Below are 14,373 nucleotides of genomic sequence, written 5' to 3'. Positions count from 1 at the left end.
AAACTTAGGTGCTAACAAAGTTTCATCCCTTGATTTCCAGACTGCTCTCTAAACTAAACTGTTTAGTTTGCACTTGGTGACAGCTTCGCCAGCTCTTCCCCCTCTTGGGTGAATCGCACCGCGTTGCACTGAGGACAATTGAAATTGACTCAACTAGGGCTAAAACTCAACTTTGGCAGCAGATTCAAGCCAAAAAATCAGAATTGACCCCAGGTGACAAAGCACGAGAAACACTGCGAGAAATCCACAGACACGGTTCAGCAGCAATGCTCCGAGTGAAAGGTTTTTTTAGACGGTTGATTGACTAAAACTAGGGTGTAGGGGGTAGGGTGTAGGGGAAATCATGAAAGTCTTACCACACCCTACACCCCACACTATAGAAGGCTTGACTAAATTGCCAAATCCCCCAGTGAGTCTGGGGGATAGCCATTTTAAAAGGTGTCCCTATGCTAACTAACAATCAGAAAACACCTATCTATTTTGATGCGGAGCTTGTAGACGACAGTAAAGAGATTGTAGACAAAGAGCAGTACGACTCAGAACAGGTTCAAGAAGCGATCGCAGAAACTGACAGCAGCATAACAGTGATTCGTGGCATCGCCCAAAGTGCGGTTATGGCAGGTTTTCAAGTCGTATCAACTCAATCGCTGTATCTAGCAGGCAGTGTGGGACTGTTCCCGGCAGTAGTAGCAGGTTTACCAGTGGGTGCAAGTTTCGCTGGTACTTTGTGCTATTTGCGTTTTTCTAATAGCGTTATTCCCACAATCACCAACCGTCAAAAGTTTGCCATTGGTGTTACTCGTACTGCAATGCTCATGGCTAGTTCGTGGAAACTCACTTCTGATGCCCAAAACATGGATTCTATTGCCCGTGGCAGCTTCTCTGTATTCACCCAACAGGTGAGAGAGTTTGAGGGCATCCGGCAGCCAAGCAAAGACAATTTTGGCTTATTATTGGGCTTTTCTGTCTTCGCCGCCATCGCACTGTTATTATTTTTGCGGAAAAAGTGATGATGAATGACGTTAAACCATCGGAACTAAATCAACGCTCTTACAACCTGCCACTGCGTTTAAATTGGGCAGTAAAACTATCTGTGGCAGGTGCTTTAGTTTGTGGCATAGCTGCTCATATTGGCGATGGCATAGCCAAGAAAGACATCTGTTTCTACCCGAGAAGAGCGAGAATTCATGATGCACCTATTCAAGCAGGTGACGGCAACCCAAATAAATTACTTTTGGGTAAAAAGTATTGCCGATATGAACAGCGATCGCAAATTCCAGAACCCTACCTCAAGGCTAACCAGTACCGCACCAGCAACCCAAACTATAACCCTTGGGCATTTCTTGAGCATGATGGGTTATATGTTTTTCGCTCACTGAGTGCCGATAACCCGTTTAAAATTCATCTGGGGATAGCGGCGATAATATTGGGGGGAGTAGGATTGTGGGCTACAAGTAAGGCACAAGATTATCTAGCAGACATCCGCCCCCATTACCGAGCTACCAAACTCTTTGAAGGTGTGAAAGCATCTTACACTGTAAGACTAGGTGAACAGTTGTTAGACCTATCGGGTAAGGAACTGCTCAAATATTTGAGAGGTATTAAAATCGCTGAGGCTAGACAGCAGTTCTTAGCCAGTATCACCCCACAGCAGGTAACAGCCCTACTCATGGCAATGTCGGCTGATGATTATTACGAATTTGGACACCTGCTCGACTCTGGGCAAAGCTTTGAGAAGTTTGAGCCTCAACAGCAGCCAGCCCCACAGCTACCACACGGCACACCAGGAACTGTGGAAGAGCAAATGCAGCAACCAGTAATCCCACCCGACAATAACACCGCATGGGTGCAAAATCTCATTAAACAAACTGCCTTGATTTGGGGCAACCAAGGTGGTGGTAAATCTTGGCTGGCTCGTTACGTCGCCAAACAGAAAAAACAAGCAGGCTACCGCGTTGTTGTCCTTGACCCTGACAGCAACCGCGCAGAATGGCGAGGGGTTGAAAGTTACCATTCTTGGTCGGACATCGAGCAGCAGATCCGGGATTACGTTGAGGAATTAGAAGCACGGCTAAAAACCTTCAACAATTCATCCTTAAGTGAGGAGCAATGGCGACAAAAATTGTGGTCTGAGGGGAAAGCTTTATCTCTAATCTGTGAAGAAGCCACCACCTACGGCGACTTTATTAAAGATGAGGAATTGCTGTCAAAATTCGGGAAGCTGGCACTGACTAAAAGCCGTAAACAAGAGATGCCTTTAACTGTGGTTGCTCACAACAATACTCAAACGTGTTTATTTGGAATTAAAGGCTTGCATAATCTTGTTTCTAAAATGCTGCAAGTTGAATGTTTGGCAGAAGTTGACCCGATTACACTACAGCCAAAATCTACTGGTAAGGCAAAGGTAAAACTTGACAGTTCTAACGAATGGATTTTAGTTGAACTGCCCAATATGACTACTAAAATATCCGATTTTAACGACTATTCGCCGCCAACAGAATCTAACCCAAATCCCCCCATAGATCAAGCAACTTTAGAGCGCATTTATGAACTGGAAATCAATCTTGGTAATAAGGCAGATGACACCCAATCCGAGTCTAAGAAACTATCACCAATGGCGCAAAAATTGTATGAATATCTCACCAGAAATGAACGAATAGAGGCTGATGTTAGAGAGTTTAAAAGTAACTTTAAAGTTCAGGGTGAAAGATTCACTGTTGAGCAAATTAAGGGCTGGATGTATGAAATTGTCAGTGCTGGTTTGGCAGACTGGATAGCTGAGGGGGTTATCAAGCTCAATCAAATTTGACCGCTTTTGGTGTCTTGTGTCTACTCCCAAAAACCCCCTTGATTCGCAGACATCGGACACCAGACACTACAGACACTCAACCTTGAAACCCTTATGCAGTATAGACATCTCCTAGACACAACCCCAGGCACGACCAAGACACCAAGTATTATCAACGTGTCTGGTAGACACCAATAATAAATCAGCCAATTAATAGCTAGTTATTGTTAAAAAATTAAGCAAATAATGCTGATAGTTTGAATCATTATATGCTGTTGAATAATCACCAACTTCTATCAGTACCAATCTCATGGGCATCTACTTCGATAAAGCAGTAATCCATGTCAGCATGAGAGTCCATGTCTTGAAACAGGTCATAAACTTGTTTGTCTAGGTCTTTATCATTTTCATAGGGGATGGTGAGAATGTACTCATGGCTATTGGGAGTGGTTTTTTGAGCATTGTAGAAATCCAAGCAGAAACGCTCGATATGCTCTCGCACCTTCTTTTTGCGCCGAATAAATTTATTATTATTTTCCACTCGTAACCACAGACGAATCTGTGCTGATTGCTTGACTACAAGAGAATCAAGTTTTGCCTTATTCACCAGTGAGGCATTCGTTTCATTTTGTATAGATGTTTGTATTGGAGATTCGCCAACTGTGGTCAATTCAGCAATAAACGCATCTAACGCTTGAGCAATGCGGTCTTTCGACTCAGTACGTTTTGACACACGCCAAGACTGAAGAATGTTATCGCGTATTGCCTGATAATCAGTTACAGATACTTTGTTATGTAACTTCTCTTCTGTATCCATCTGTAACTGTCTCTGTAACTGTCTCTGTAACTCTTGCCTAACAGCTGACAATTCCGCCGTCAGGCTGTCAACTTTCCCAATGCTTCTGCTAACAATTCCTCCTTTGTCTGTAACTCACTCTGTAAAGAGACCACTTCTGCTGTTAATTTCTCCACATCCTCTGGCTTGGTTACAAACTTTCTATGTGTAACTTTCTTTTTAGGAGTAGGATTGCTCAGTTGGTAGGCGATTTCATCTAACTTGGTTATAGATAAATCTTCAGAACATCCTATATAGCGTTTTCTGAGAACACCACCAACTTTTCTGTAACCGTACCAGTAACTAGCTTGTCCTTTGCAACATTCTCTTGACGAGCAGTGTAAGGTGGTTCATTGTTATTGGGAACATAACGAAAAGATTGTGCAGTCTCTAACCAACGAAGCCACTTCTGCCACTGCTTATTGATTTCAATAATGTTCGTGCTGTTATGAGGTGAAAGTAACCCCTCTCCTACTACTGAAAGTTTGCTCATCCTAGTTACCGATAATTTATCTGTAACTACTGTACCTGCAATTCCTTAAAAGTTATGCTTTGAATCATAATGTGAGAAAAATTTTGATCCATAAATTAGAAAAAAGTTAACGAAAATTCAGGCTTTCGCGCTGATCACAAATTAAAACTTTGAATCAAATTATGAGTGAGAGTTGAAATTCTGAATCATAACTAGAGAATGAGTTTAAAAAACACAATTGGATAAAACTTGCACAAAAAATTCCTGACAAAATTGCTCTAACTTAAACTTTCAATTCAAAATATGGTTTAAATGCTCATGTTATGGTTCAAAACTTTTGTTTTAGTAGATATCTGAGTAAAAATAAAATATTTCATTGTCCAAGCGATCGCTCTTTTGTTGGGCGATCGCCTACTCAAACCGTAGCTGAATAATAATGATAATCAAGCTGAAGGATTGATACAAACGTTTCTCGTATCAGTCTTTTTATCCGCTAAACGATAATCATTATGAGTAAAAAAACTCGAATATTAAAAGTGAACTATAAACTGGATACTCATTTCTGAAGCATATCATGAGTTAAAATCTCATTTTTTGTTTCAAATCACAAAAGTTGCCGCCACTATTTTGATAATTGACACTCAAGATGAACGTTGGCGGAGAAAATGCGGGTTGGCTATCACTTTAGCGTGGATTATATCTGCTTTTTGTTAATCAAAATCTGCATATTGAGGAGGGCTAGCCCCAACCCGCTCGGTGATTTTAGGATACTTGCTCTCTGGAGCCTTCTCTGCGATGTTGGTTACATTAATCTGATGCCACCAATCATCACCAAAATCGAACCAGTAACCAAAAGCATCATCAATAGATAAGCCGAGCGTTGCAATTGGGGTAGTAGATACCTCCCCCGTAGGCGCTTCTGTAAAATCGGAACTGGAAAATGCTTGTTTCAAGCCATAGCGTCTTGCATTAGGGTCTTGTGGTCCGCGACCTCCCACCTGAAATTCGTACATATGCTCATCTTTGCGATCAAATGCCTTGAAGATAATTTTATGGAGGTCTTCCAGGGTATTGCTACCTTTAATCTCAATGGTTCGGGATATCACTGGATTTTTGGCGATAAATTTAGGAGCGATCGGACCGTCAATTATAAAAACATCTAGCACATACAGGGCATCGGGAGAAGAGTTAACTGGTTTGCTTTGATGGGATGATGTTTGTTTTTTATTTTGATGGGATGATGCTTGTTTTTTACTTTGATGGGATGATGCTTGCTCCTCGTCGATATCTTCCGGTTTGCCATCAGCCGGAATATAGGGAATAAAACCCCGTGCGTATGCTTCTTCCTGTATTTCTCGGCGAACAGTCCTAGCATCTAGGATAAATCCATCCACAGAAATCATCCAAGCCATCGGGTTGTTGTCTAACTTACTCGGCAGACACCAATCAGGGTCCATCTGCCGCATATCCAGGATATCTCGTACCTGTTTTGATTTCGACTGCCCGGTGCTGGGACTGACACCAAACCAATCGTAGATTTCCTTGGCACTAACATGGGTTTTTTGTGAAGAGTCGAAGAGAAAATTTACCATCCCGATCGCGTGGGTAATGCCACAAGCCCAAGTTTTCTCCTTACCGCTTGCCAGAGGAGATGGTCTTTTCCGACACAAAGCTGCTGTCGCAAAGCGAATTAATTGGGCATATTCATCATTCAAGCGTTGTTTGGCAAAATCATCCGTTATCGCTACAATTGCATCGAACTTTGAGAGCATCGTATTGGGAACGTTTTCTGATTTCTTAGTTTTAGCCATGCTCATTACCCCGATTTAGCTTGCCCACATCCAGTTTTTTCGGATTTCATCCTTCTATAACTATCTATACTATAGGTTTAACTGTGGAACGAATACGGGAGTTGCACTCTCCAGTTACAAAATAATGAGTGAGATATGGAAATAGAATTTATTTCGTTCTCTTAAATTTATCAAGTCAAATATGAATCAGGAAGAAGACAATTCCCCTTGGGGGCAAAAGGGAGCTACTCTGAGCGATAAAACAGCCCAAAAAGAATTTAACCTTGATCTAGCAGAAATTCTTGAGGCTATCAAATCAGGAAAATTGCAATATCGGCACAACACTTTATATGGAAATCCCTGCTTCAAACTCTTAAGGAATGAGGTAGAAGATAAAGTCAATTGAAAAATATGGGTCGGATTATCTAAAAACTCAAAAGCGCAAAGCTGAATTATCGAAAATCAATACAGAAATCCGAAGTTTGAACCGGAAAATCTCTCTCTTAGAAAAAAGAAAAGAAGAACTTTTAGCAATGCTTAATTCTTGACTATCGTCAAAGCTACTCGTGAGTTGTACCATCCGGCATGATAGCACCAGTGAGCTTTGTATTTTCCAAGGTAGCTCCACTTAGGTTTGCGTTTGCAACTTCAGCTAAACAATATGCTGTGAGTGCTAAAGATAGGGTGGAATCTGTTGATTTGGAAGATGAGGAAGATTCAGAAGAATCTGTTGATTAAATCCACTTGCGTAATACTCTTGCTAATTTCCTCCCAAATTATCAAACCTTTTAGTACCATCTTCTTCCATATATAGGACACGATTTAAAATATCGCGTCCTTTTTCTAATTCAGCATTGATTGCATTTACAGCTTCTTTGACAATGGCAATTTGCTCATTTCGAGATAAATCTCCTTGGCAGATGAATACAATGCCAGCGTGGATTTCTGTAGTACGAGCAAACTTTTCAAAATCCCGAACATTTGCTGTTACAAGAATACGCTCTTCATTAAAAGCATATTCTAAAACCTGATAATCCTTTGCACCAAGTAACCCCCGATCTCTCACAGCAATTGCATCAATAAAAAGCTCGTTACACAAGTAACGTGCAACGGCTGGTGAAAGATCCTCATCAATTAGGAATTTAATTATTTTTAGGTCGTCCAACACTTGGGTAAGCTTTCACGTAGACTTGAGCAAATTTTATATCTTCTTCAGTTAAATAAGGATAGTCTTCATGTATTACCTCTAGGGACTCTCCTCTATCAAGCATTGAACCAATATGACGAACTGTAAGCCGAGAATTAGGAAATACTGTTTCTCCGCTCATTATGTTCGGATCTGAAACTAAATTTTTTTTCCATGCTTGAAAACGTTTGATAAATTCTAATACCTCCTTAGCAATAGGCTCAACTTCTATTTTGACAAATCTTACTATTTCAATTGATGATAAATTTTGCTCCAAAGCTTTAACTAAACTTTGATAAAGAAACGAACGATAATCAACAGGAATAAAGTTAATCTCCTTAATTAAACGTAGATAAACCAATGCTGCAAAATTCAGTCTGGGAGGATTATATTCAGGAAAAATTTTATGTTCTACTTCCTTATAAATTTTCTTGGGTGGTAATTCTACAAATGCCGCCGCTTCAGTAGGAGTAAAAGTTTCTATATACATACGCATTACCTACAAGCTAAAAACATTACCTTCACCTAGAACAAATTTTCAACGATTTGTTACTTTGGGGACTATTTGTGATATAAATTTTGATGAAATCAATAAATAATTTGAAATTATTCCCTGTCTAGGGAAGATTTTAGCATTGATTCAAAAGTGTTGACAATTTTGATATCAATAATTTGAATTCCTACCTCTCATAAACACGCGCTCTTACACCCTAACCCATCTTTCAGGGTTAGGGTGTTCGCTATTGTCAACTCTCTGTTCATTTACCGTCAGATCACGTACTCCCTTCGTTAGCCCTGACACTCTCATGTCAGAAAATCTCGTTTCATCGCCCTCCCTAACTGTCAATCATCTGACAATTACTTCCCAAACCCCTCCCCCATCTGTGCTGACAAATAGTGCGACAATGCATCTTTTCACACCACTTGCAGTAATAAATACCGATTAACAACTAAGATGTTGAAATAGCATTAAAGCGTCTACCCTGTCCAAAAAAGTGACACCCATCCACCCTGAGAATATAAGTGTTCTAGAAAACTCGCTGACTTTAGCGATCGGAGAGGACTTTTCTTTAGAAAATGACCCCGATGTTATTCAGCAGTTGATTGGGGATAAGCGCAGTGAGAACACCAAGCGCGAATACCAAAAAGATTTGAAAGATTTCTTCCTGTTTGTCGTTAAGAAAGAACCCAGCCGGGATTTGGTTTTGGAGTTTCTTCATCTGGAACAACGTCACGCTGTTGCTGTGGTTCTCAAGTATAAGGCACACCTGATTAAGAAAAAACTGGCTGAAGCTACGGTGAATCGTCGCCTCAGTGCTATCAAGTCAATGGTGGAGATGGGGCGACGGCTAGGTGTCTGCAATTTTTCTTTAGATGATGTCAAAGGTGAAAGGGTCGAAACCTACCGAGACACTACGGGAATTCCAGCGACTGACTATGCCAAAGTTATTGCGCTGGTTGACCAGAATACTTTAAAAGGCAAGCGTGATTATGCACTACTGCGGTTACTCTGGGATAATGCCTTGCGTCGTCAGGAGATAGTCAATTTAAATGTGCGTGACTTTAACGCTAAGGAAAAAACGCTCTCAATTTTAGGTAAAGGTAAGGGTAGCCAGAAGGAAGTTATTGACCTATCTCCCAAAACCACCGACGCTCTAGCCAGTTGGATAAAAGCTTCTAAGAAGAAACGTGGCAATGATCCGCTGTTTACAGTGTTGGCTTATCACAAGAATGGAGCAAGATTAACTGGGGAAGCAATCAGGCGACTGGTGGATGGATTATGTAAGCTTGCGGGAATTACTAAGAAGATGTCACCCCATCGTGTTCGTCACAGTGCGATTACTACAGTATTGGATTTGAATAATGGCAATTACCGTGCTACTCAGCGTTTTAGCAGACACGCCCAAGTGCAGACGGTTTTGAAATATGATGATAACCGCCAGCGTTTGCAAAAGCAGATGAGTGACTCGATATCAGAACTCATCTAGAAAACCTAACAATCGGAGCTTGGTTGAAATTAGATATTACCAAGAAGCAAATCGTGGGGATTTTTCAGGAGAAAATGATTGTCAACTTTGACTAAATCACCTGTGCAGTGAATTGGTAAACGTTCCTGATAGGCTTTAATGGCTAAGATATAATCATGGTCTGCTAGCTCGGTTTTAATTGACCGTAATTTCTCAAAAACTTCAGCTAATAAAGTAATTTCTCCACTCAGTTTATCAGTTGATGGAGTAGCAATTTGCATGACCACACCTTGCAAGTTGAAGTTGGGATAATTGGTAATAAATTCGCTTAATATATCAACTTGGTCACGATTTTCTACCACTGATAATGTTTTTAATATATCGCTAATTCTTTCAGCATAATCTCCTAAGTTATGTTGAAGAGGTAGCAAGATTTCATATTCAGGAGCGGCATCTTTTTTCAGTCGCCAAATTGCCCCAGAATCATTATATATCCGCCCGGTTTCCTGCCAACCTGTTGCTTGCAAGTGTGCTTGTATTACATTAGGGTTAACGGTTTTGAGGATTTGACTATCTTTAATGGTGACTTTCACGGGCTTTCTCCAAAACTAATGCGTTGAATGATGGCTTGGAGTGCATCAGGCGTAAACTGATTACTACGAGGTATTTCAATAGTAACATTGGTTGTATTTTCGGTGTCTGGCATTCCGCGCAAGGATACCCAGTAAGCACAATGTCTAATACAAAGTTCATTTTCGGTTTGTTTTATCCAGTCTGTTATTTTTTCGGGAATTAAAACGACTACTAAAATCCGAGGAACTAGGGCATTGATTTTTAAATCATTATAATTTTTGAGAATCAGGGGATATTTAATATAATTGTCATCAAGAATATCTCTAGCTGTAGATTTTAGTTGTAATTCTAGTCTAGGGGAAAGGATTTTACCTGTACCACCTCTACTGATTATGCCTAAATCTACGCTGTCGTTATCGATTTCTGGTCTATATAAAGAATAACCGGCTACGGCAGCAATAGCTCTAACATAGGTAATGCTAAATTGTTCTTTTTGTTGGTTGATGTCCATTAAATTATCGTAAAGCAATGTTTCATAGAAAAAAACAGCATATACTATTGATAAATTTACATAAATTAGCCTTCATTATTCCTAGTTACAATTAATTAGAGCAAACTGTACCCAGCAGCGCCCTTGTGGATGATGGAATTCCACGGGTGGGTGGAAGAAATGTGGAAGAAATATTGATGGGTGGTGGCGCGATAATTCAGCCCCCCATTACCCCGTCAGGCGATGCCTGCGGCGGGCGGAGCCATCACAGAAGCACGAATTTTGAATTTTAGTTCTCTTGGATACCGCATTCATACGATATTGAGCGATGCCTAACGGACACAAGCAACGCTTTTCATCTACAATCAGTTTGTCGATATCGAATTGATATCAAATGCCTGACCAAAAATCTCCACCTAGCGAAATGGTTCGCGTCCCTACTGCCTTGATTCCAGTAGTCAGAGAACTATCGCGGCTGCATCGTCAAGGTCATACAATTGCCTTGCTGCAAGCCTTAGAAGAATTAGTCTGCCAATTTGATAACAATAATGATATCAATATCCCCGGCAAACTCTCGGATAAGTTAGACAATCTAGAATCCCATCTTGACACCAAACTAGAAGCAATTACCAAGAAGTTGGAACAGATGGAACGGGCTTTGCAAGCAGGGAGATATAGCAACAACACTCGACCTCAAAGACAAGCTTATTCATACCAGCAACCCCAAGTTGAACTGCAACCGAGGACAAACGAAAACCTGTCCTCAAGACTCGCTGTTAGTCCCCAAAGCCTGATTGCGGAAAGGGAAACCAAAAATGCCAAAGAATTTATCAGTTGGACAAGAAACCGCGATCCTATGAGTACGGGATGGGAATGGAATCCATTAACTAAACTTTACCATCCGGTGAAATAACTTCAACTGTCCCCGCAGTGCGGTTTAATAATATACCTGATCAAACTATAATTAATGTCCAGAAATTTAATTAATAAAAGCCAGCTTTGGTTTAATATTTCTGCTCCCGGTTGTTTGTAGAAAGTAGTAATTTATGACAGCAACACAACAACAAGAAATCATGGAATTACGGGCATTGAATTTAACACCCAAACAAATAGCTCGAAAACTAGGTATCAAAGTATCAGAAGTCAACGCAGCAATTCAAAATCAAGCACAGCAAACCACATTAGATAGATTAGCAAAAGGTGAATTAGACCCCGTATATCAGTGTTTAGCAAGCGAAAGTCTTATCCAATTGTTACCGAAAAACCCACCAGAAAACAGCATCAAAAATCTGCTGACAAAAATCATACCTGTAAAAAACAATGATGATATCGCTCGCGGTTTAGGATTAGTGGTTATTGCAAGAGTTGCTCGATACAATCAAATCACGGTTTGTAGTTACCTTTTAGATATATGGTGCTTGGGTGTTAAAGATGCCATGCCACCACGTACAGTAGACAGGATAAAATTTAAAGAAGTTGCAGCAGCACTATTCCATCCATTTCCCGGAAAGCCCCAAGAGGTTCCCCTTGAAGTTGCCCAAGGGATGATATTTAGTGCTTGCGAATACGCTCTAAGCTTAGGATTTCAACCACACAAAGACTTTTCTAAATCGCGCTCGCACATCGGAGAATGGGATGGGAGAATACGTATTGAATGTGGTCGTGACGGAAAACCATTCTATGTCAATGGGCCTCATGATAACCCCAAAAAAATCATGGAAACATTGAATAAAAGCAGGGGTGAAGGTAATTTTGATTTTATGATTGGTTCAGATCCTATTGAAGATGATTTTTGGTAAATGCAATTAATTTGATTATTCTGTTGCGTCATTGCGATGTAATCCCGGATTTCTCACAAGCAATGGGGCGTGAGTATCATTGGATGCTGTTGGCTCAGTCAAAAAACGTTCTTGTTTGGGTAAGTTAGAAAGAGCGATCGCAATCCAGCAACTAAATCCAAGAGAACTAAAAAGCGCTCGCTCCTGCTGTCTCACCTTTTAAGCTCCCTCACCAAAGCGCCAACAGGCAGTTTAAAGCGATGTCTAGCGACAAGCCGCAAGCGTCTACGCACCCAGCACAAATGCACCAACACCATAAGCAGGGTCAAACATTAGAAAAGGCGATCGCAGCCATTACAGCCAGATCGTCTCATAAATACTTATTTACTTAAATACTGCATTACTGCATCAATTACTGCATTACTCTTCAACATCCTTGAGTGCTTCATCCAGCAGCAGCCGTACAATCTCAGCCTTTTTTCTCCTAGTCTTTGCTGCCAGCATAGACAACTTTTGGTGCATAGACTCTGGTAAGTCCACAGTTAGTCTAATTGTCGCTTCCTTGGGAGTGGCTGGCTGGAGTTGAGACATAATACTAGGCTTGGTTGGTTGAGGTGTGGGCGTAGGTAGTGCAATTGGTGTGGGTTCTGGCTGTGGCTGTGGTTCTGGCTCTTGTTGGTTTTGAGTTATTACTTGCTCTGGTTCTGCCTGTTCATCCTTCTCACCATAAACAAACTCACGCGCCAGGGCATCATCGAGGGACTTTCGTTTTTTAGTCATTTGAGCATCCCTATGATTTCCTTAAATAACCGCTCATATTCCCGTTGAGATTCAGCCGCAGGACGACCCGATAAATTCCAAATTGTTGCAGCTTGACCAAAGGTGTCAGCGATCGCTTGCTTTTGGTGAATCACTGTCTTCAGCACTGTCACCTCTTTTGTTTTAGACAAAAGTGCGATCGCTTCATCTAATAACTTTGTCCCCTTAACAGCACGGCTAATAAATATTGTGGCCTTGGGCGCACCACCGCGCACAGACTGAGCCTGCTTGATTAACCGCACCGCATCACTGGCAGATTGCAAATCTAAACCTGTCGGCTGACAGGGAACTATAGCTAGGTCAGTCCTGAATAATATTGCCCTGCTAGCCTCAGATAAACCAGCTGGCCCATCAACAATTAGATAATCACACTCTTGCGCTAACTCTGGGATTTGCTCCAACAGTTCATCTGGTGATTGCAGCACGGTAGTGGGAATAGAGTTGTCCTCAATCGACTGGAGCCAAATGGAACTGCTACGTTGAGCGTCAGCATCTAGCAAGTGAACTTTATGCCCCTTGCGAGATAGCCAATAGCTGATGTGAACGGCGGATGTTGACTTGGAGCAACCACCTTTTTGATTAATAAACGCGATTACTGACATACTGCATTACTTACTGCATTACTTACTGCATTAATAAAAAGTCTCATAATTCTGTAAGCTCAACCTTACGACCATCGGGGTCATTTAACACTACCCGACGACCACGCGAGGTTGACTCTCTAGTTGGTAGTACGGTATTTCCAATTTCCTGAAGTTTAGTAAGTACAGCATCGATGTTGGCGACTTTAAACCCCAGCATCGTTGCACCACCTTGTACTGGCGATTGTGCAGACCCATCAATTAGAGGATAAATTTCGATTGTACTTGTACCCAACGTACAAGCATAGTGAATCACCCCCTGACCGTGACATTCTTGCTCGAACTCTAGCCCAATGGCTCTGTAAAATAACAGCGTTTTTAGGACATCGGCAGTTCTTAAAACCACCAAACTTAGCTCAGGCTGAGACATTTATTTTATTGAAATTATTACTGCATTACTGCATTACTGCATTACTGCATTAAGCTGACTAATTAGCTATGATACAGGAAAACAAGTGTTACTGAAGCACTGATAAGCGCGTTGATGTAGTCCGTTCAGTTTGGATAGAACAACCACCGAAAGTAGGACAGTTACTTTCAGTTATCTCGAAGATCCCAAAATTTCTCTACTGCTATACAAGGGCGCATAGCTGATCTCCTACCACTATGTAAGACTTGCATCACCATCGTAAGACTATTTACCAAGCTTGTCTTACTAGCGAATAAAGTTATTTGTTGTGGTCTCTTGGCAGAGTGATTACATAGATTAAAATCTATGGCATATTCTATTAATGATAGGAATAGTGATGATAAATAGCACAAGTAAGAAAAAAAAGTAAGAAAATTTTTGATTACCAAACTAAAACGCTTTAATGACAAGGGTTTGAAGAGCCAATGCTGTACACCTTTCTTGCTCGGTCGCAGATCAAGGAGTGCGATCGCCCCGTGGAGCAGATAGAAACAATACAGACATAAGTAAGAAAATCCAGTTCCTCCCTTTCTTACTTTTATTTGCACAACCCAACCAAAGCAATGGTTTTGAAAGCTTCGGCTGCGTATCTCTATTACGCGGTCGAAAGAAGCTTTGATAGATT

General features: G+C 41.0%; 19 protein-coding genes. 7 read left to right on the top strand and 12 right to left on the bottom strand.

The features are described from left to right. The first annotated feature begins 446 nt into the window (after positions 1-446). Together H6G41_RS30825 and H6G41_RS30820 are read left to right on the top strand one after the other, a co-directional pair. Positions 447-1,010 carry a hypothetical protein gene (locus tag H6G41_RS30825; RefSeq protein WP_190751753.1) on the top strand — a complete coding sequence of 188 codons (564 nt, stop codon included), beginning with the start codon at positions 447-449 and terminating at the stop codon, positions 1,008-1,010. Continuing rightward, positions 1,010-2,809, top strand: a complete 1,800-nt coding sequence (locus tag H6G41_RS30820; protein WP_190751751.1) for an ATP-binding protein — start codon at positions 1,010-1,012, stop codon at positions 2,807-2,809. Before H6G41_RS30825 ends, H6G41_RS30820 begins: the two co-directional genes overlap by 1 nt. Positions 2,810-3,071: 262 nt before the next feature. Here the strand turns inward: H6G41_RS30820 and H6G41_RS30815 are convergent, their stop codons facing one another. The 3 genes from H6G41_RS30815 to H6G41_RS30805 all read right to left on the bottom strand — a co-directional run bounded on the left by H6G41_RS30815 (position 3,072) and on the right by H6G41_RS30805 (position 5,906). After that, the gene (locus H6G41_RS30815) at positions 3,072-3,656 is read right to left on the bottom strand and encodes a hypothetical protein (protein ID WP_190751749.1); all 585 of its coding nucleotides are present in this window, start codon (positions 3,654-3,656) and stop codon (positions 3,072-3,074) included. 217 nt (positions 3,657-3,873) lie between these two features. Beyond that, positions 3,874-4,116, bottom strand: coding sequence for a hypothetical protein (locus H6G41_RS30810; protein WP_190751747.1), 243 nt, complete (start codon positions 4,114-4,116; stop codon positions 3,874-3,876). A gap of 689 nt (positions 4,117-4,805) precedes the next feature. After that, the gene (locus H6G41_RS30805; protein WP_242038114.1) at positions 4,806-5,906 is read right to left on the bottom strand and encodes a plasmid pRiA4b ORF-3 family protein; all 1,101 of its coding nucleotides are present in this window, start codon (positions 5,904-5,906) and stop codon (positions 4,806-4,808) included. Between the two features lie 181 nt (positions 5,907-6,087). Here H6G41_RS30805 and H6G41_RS30800 point away from each other — a divergent pair, with 181 nt between their 5' ends. After that, a complete protein-coding gene (locus tag H6G41_RS30800; RefSeq protein ID WP_190751745.1) occupies positions 6,088-6,291 on the top strand; it encodes a hypothetical protein in 204 nt (67 codons plus the stop codon). A gap of 154 nt (positions 6,292-6,445) precedes the next feature. Here the strand turns inward: H6G41_RS30800 and H6G41_RS36345 are convergent, their stop codons facing one another. From H6G41_RS36345 to H6G41_RS30785, 3 genes are all read right to left on the bottom strand, one after another. Beyond that, positions 6,446-6,502, bottom strand: coding sequence for a hypothetical protein (locus tag H6G41_RS36345; protein ID WP_371819506.1), 57 nt, complete (start codon positions 6,500-6,502; stop codon positions 6,446-6,448). Between the two features lie 143 nt (positions 6,503-6,645). Then, positions 6,646-7,053 carry a DUF5615 family PIN-like protein gene (locus H6G41_RS30790; protein WP_308796755.1) on the bottom strand — a complete coding sequence of 136 codons (408 nt, stop codon included), beginning with the start codon at positions 7,051-7,053 and terminating at the stop codon, positions 6,646-6,648. Then, positions 7,028-7,561: a DUF433 domain-containing protein gene (locus tag H6G41_RS30785; protein WP_190751743.1), complete on the bottom strand. Its 534-nt coding sequence runs from the start codon at positions 7,559-7,561 to the stop codon at positions 7,028-7,030. Before H6G41_RS30785 ends, H6G41_RS30790 begins: the two co-directional genes overlap by 26 nt. 505 nt (positions 7,562-8,066) lie before the next feature. Between H6G41_RS30785 and H6G41_RS30780 the strand changes: the two genes are divergently transcribed. Next, entirely contained in the window at positions 8,067-9,059 is a 993-nt protein-coding gene (locus H6G41_RS30780) for a tyrosine-type recombinase/integrase (protein WP_190751741.1), read from the top strand. Between the two features lie 29 nt (positions 9,060-9,088). Here H6G41_RS30780 and H6G41_RS30775 read toward each other — a convergent pair whose 3' ends face one another. Next, complete coding sequence (locus tag H6G41_RS30775) at positions 9,089-9,631, bottom strand: hypothetical protein (RefSeq protein WP_190751739.1); 543 nt, start codon at positions 9,629-9,631, stop codon at positions 9,089-9,091. Beyond that, positions 9,628-10,122 carry a DUF4365 domain-containing protein gene (locus tag H6G41_RS30770; RefSeq protein ID WP_190751737.1) on the bottom strand — a complete coding sequence of 165 codons (495 nt, stop codon included), beginning with the start codon at positions 10,120-10,122 and terminating at the stop codon, positions 9,628-9,630. Before H6G41_RS30770 ends, H6G41_RS30775 begins: the two co-directional genes overlap by 4 nt. A 373-nt stretch (positions 10,123-10,495) precedes the next feature. On the opposite strand from H6G41_RS30770, the gene H6G41_RS30765 reads away from it, so the two are divergent. Continuing rightward, a complete protein-coding gene (locus H6G41_RS30765) occupies positions 10,496-11,014 on the top strand; it encodes a hypothetical protein (RefSeq protein WP_190751735.1) in 519 nt (172 codons plus the stop codon). Between the two features lie 133 nt (positions 11,015-11,147). Beyond that, positions 11,148-11,900: a helix-turn-helix transcriptional regulator gene (locus H6G41_RS30760; protein WP_190751734.1), complete on the top strand. Its 753-nt coding sequence runs from the start codon at positions 11,148-11,150 to the stop codon at positions 11,898-11,900. Between the two features lie 15 nt (positions 11,901-11,915). On the opposite strand, the gene H6G41_RS30755 is transcribed toward H6G41_RS30760, so the two are convergent. Beyond that, positions 11,916-12,095, bottom strand: coding sequence for a hypothetical protein (locus H6G41_RS30755; RefSeq protein WP_190751732.1), 180 nt, complete (start codon positions 12,093-12,095; stop codon positions 11,916-11,918). A 44-nt stretch (positions 12,096-12,139) separates the two neighbouring features. On the opposite strand from H6G41_RS30755, the gene H6G41_RS35930 reads away from it, so the two are divergent. Next, positions 12,140-12,271, top strand: a complete 132-nt coding sequence (locus tag H6G41_RS35930) for a hypothetical protein (protein ID WP_277878217.1) — start codon at positions 12,140-12,142, stop codon at positions 12,269-12,271. Positions 12,272-12,299: 28 nt separating this feature from the next. Here the strand turns inward: H6G41_RS35930 and H6G41_RS30750 are convergent, their stop codons facing one another. The 3 genes from H6G41_RS30750 to H6G41_RS30740 are packed head-to-tail and all read right to left on the bottom strand — an operon-like array spanning position 12,300 to position 13,709. Beyond that, positions 12,300-12,659: a CopG family transcriptional regulator gene (locus H6G41_RS30750; protein ID WP_190751730.1), complete on the bottom strand. Its 360-nt coding sequence runs from the start codon at positions 12,657-12,659 to the stop codon at positions 12,300-12,302. Beyond that, on the bottom strand, positions 12,656-13,300 hold the full coding sequence (locus H6G41_RS30745) for an AAA family ATPase (protein ID WP_190751728.1): 645 nt from the start codon (positions 13,298-13,300) through the stop codon (positions 12,656-12,658). The genes H6G41_RS30750 and H6G41_RS30745 overlap by 4 nt, the downstream gene beginning before the upstream one ends. 43 nt (positions 13,301-13,343) lie before the next feature. After that, complete coding sequence (locus H6G41_RS30740) at positions 13,344-13,709, bottom strand: VOC family protein (protein ID WP_190751726.1); 366 nt, start codon at positions 13,707-13,709, stop codon at positions 13,344-13,346. Between the last annotated feature and the right edge of the window lie 664 nt (positions 13,710-14,373).

It is taken from the genome of Tolypothrix sp. FACHB-123 (assembly GCF_014697075.1).
Taxonomy (GTDB): domain Bacteria; phylum Cyanobacteriota; class Cyanobacteriia; order Cyanobacteriales; family Nostocaceae; genus Aulosira.
The sequence above is the reverse complement of the archived record's forward strand: the minus strand, read 5'-3'. Positions and strand labels throughout refer to the sequence as shown.

Coding starts and splice junctions, on each gene's coding strand:
- H6G41_RS30825 (WP_190751753.1), top strand. CDS start 447: ATGCTAACTAACAATCAGAAAACACCTATCTATTTTGATGCGGAGCTT.
- H6G41_RS30820 (WP_190751751.1), top strand. CDS start 1,010: ATGATGAATGACGTTAAACCATCGGAACTAAATCAACGCTCTTACAAC.
- H6G41_RS30810 (WP_190751747.1), bottom strand. CDS start 4,116: ATGAGCAAACTTTCAGTAGTAGGAGAGGGGTTACTTTCACCTCATAAC.
- H6G41_RS30805 (WP_242038114.1), bottom strand. CDS start 5,906: ATGGCTAAAACTAAGAAATCAGAAAACGTTCCCAATACGATGCTCTCA.
- H6G41_RS30800 (WP_190751745.1), top strand. CDS start 6,088: ATGAATCAGGAAGAAGACAATTCCCCTTGGGGGCAAAAGGGAGCTACT.
- H6G41_RS30785 (WP_190751743.1), bottom strand. CDS start 7,561: ATGTATATAGAAACTTTTACTCCTACTGAAGCGGCGGCATTTGTAGAA.
- H6G41_RS30770 (WP_190751737.1), bottom strand. CDS start 10,122: ATGGACATCAACCAACAAAAAGAACAATTTAGCATTACCTATGTTAGA.
- H6G41_RS30765 (WP_190751735.1), top strand. CDS start 10,496: ATGCCTGACCAAAAATCTCCACCTAGCGAAATGGTTCGCGTCCCTACT.
- H6G41_RS30760 (WP_190751734.1), top strand. CDS start 11,148: ATGACAGCAACACAACAACAAGAAATCATGGAATTACGGGCATTGAAT.
- H6G41_RS35930 (WP_277878217.1), top strand. CDS start 12,140: ATGTCTAGCGACAAGCCGCAAGCGTCTACGCACCCAGCACAAATGCAC.
- H6G41_RS30750 (WP_190751730.1), bottom strand. CDS start 12,659: ATGACTAAAAAACGAAAGTCCCTCGATGATGCCCTGGCGCGTGAGTTT.
- H6G41_RS30745 (WP_190751728.1), bottom strand. CDS start 13,300: ATGTCAGTAATCGCGTTTATTAATCAAAAAGGTGGTTGCTCCAAGTCA.
- H6G41_RS30740 (WP_190751726.1), bottom strand. CDS start 13,709: ATGTCTCAGCCTGAGCTAAGTTTGGTGGTTTTAAGAACTGCCGATGTC.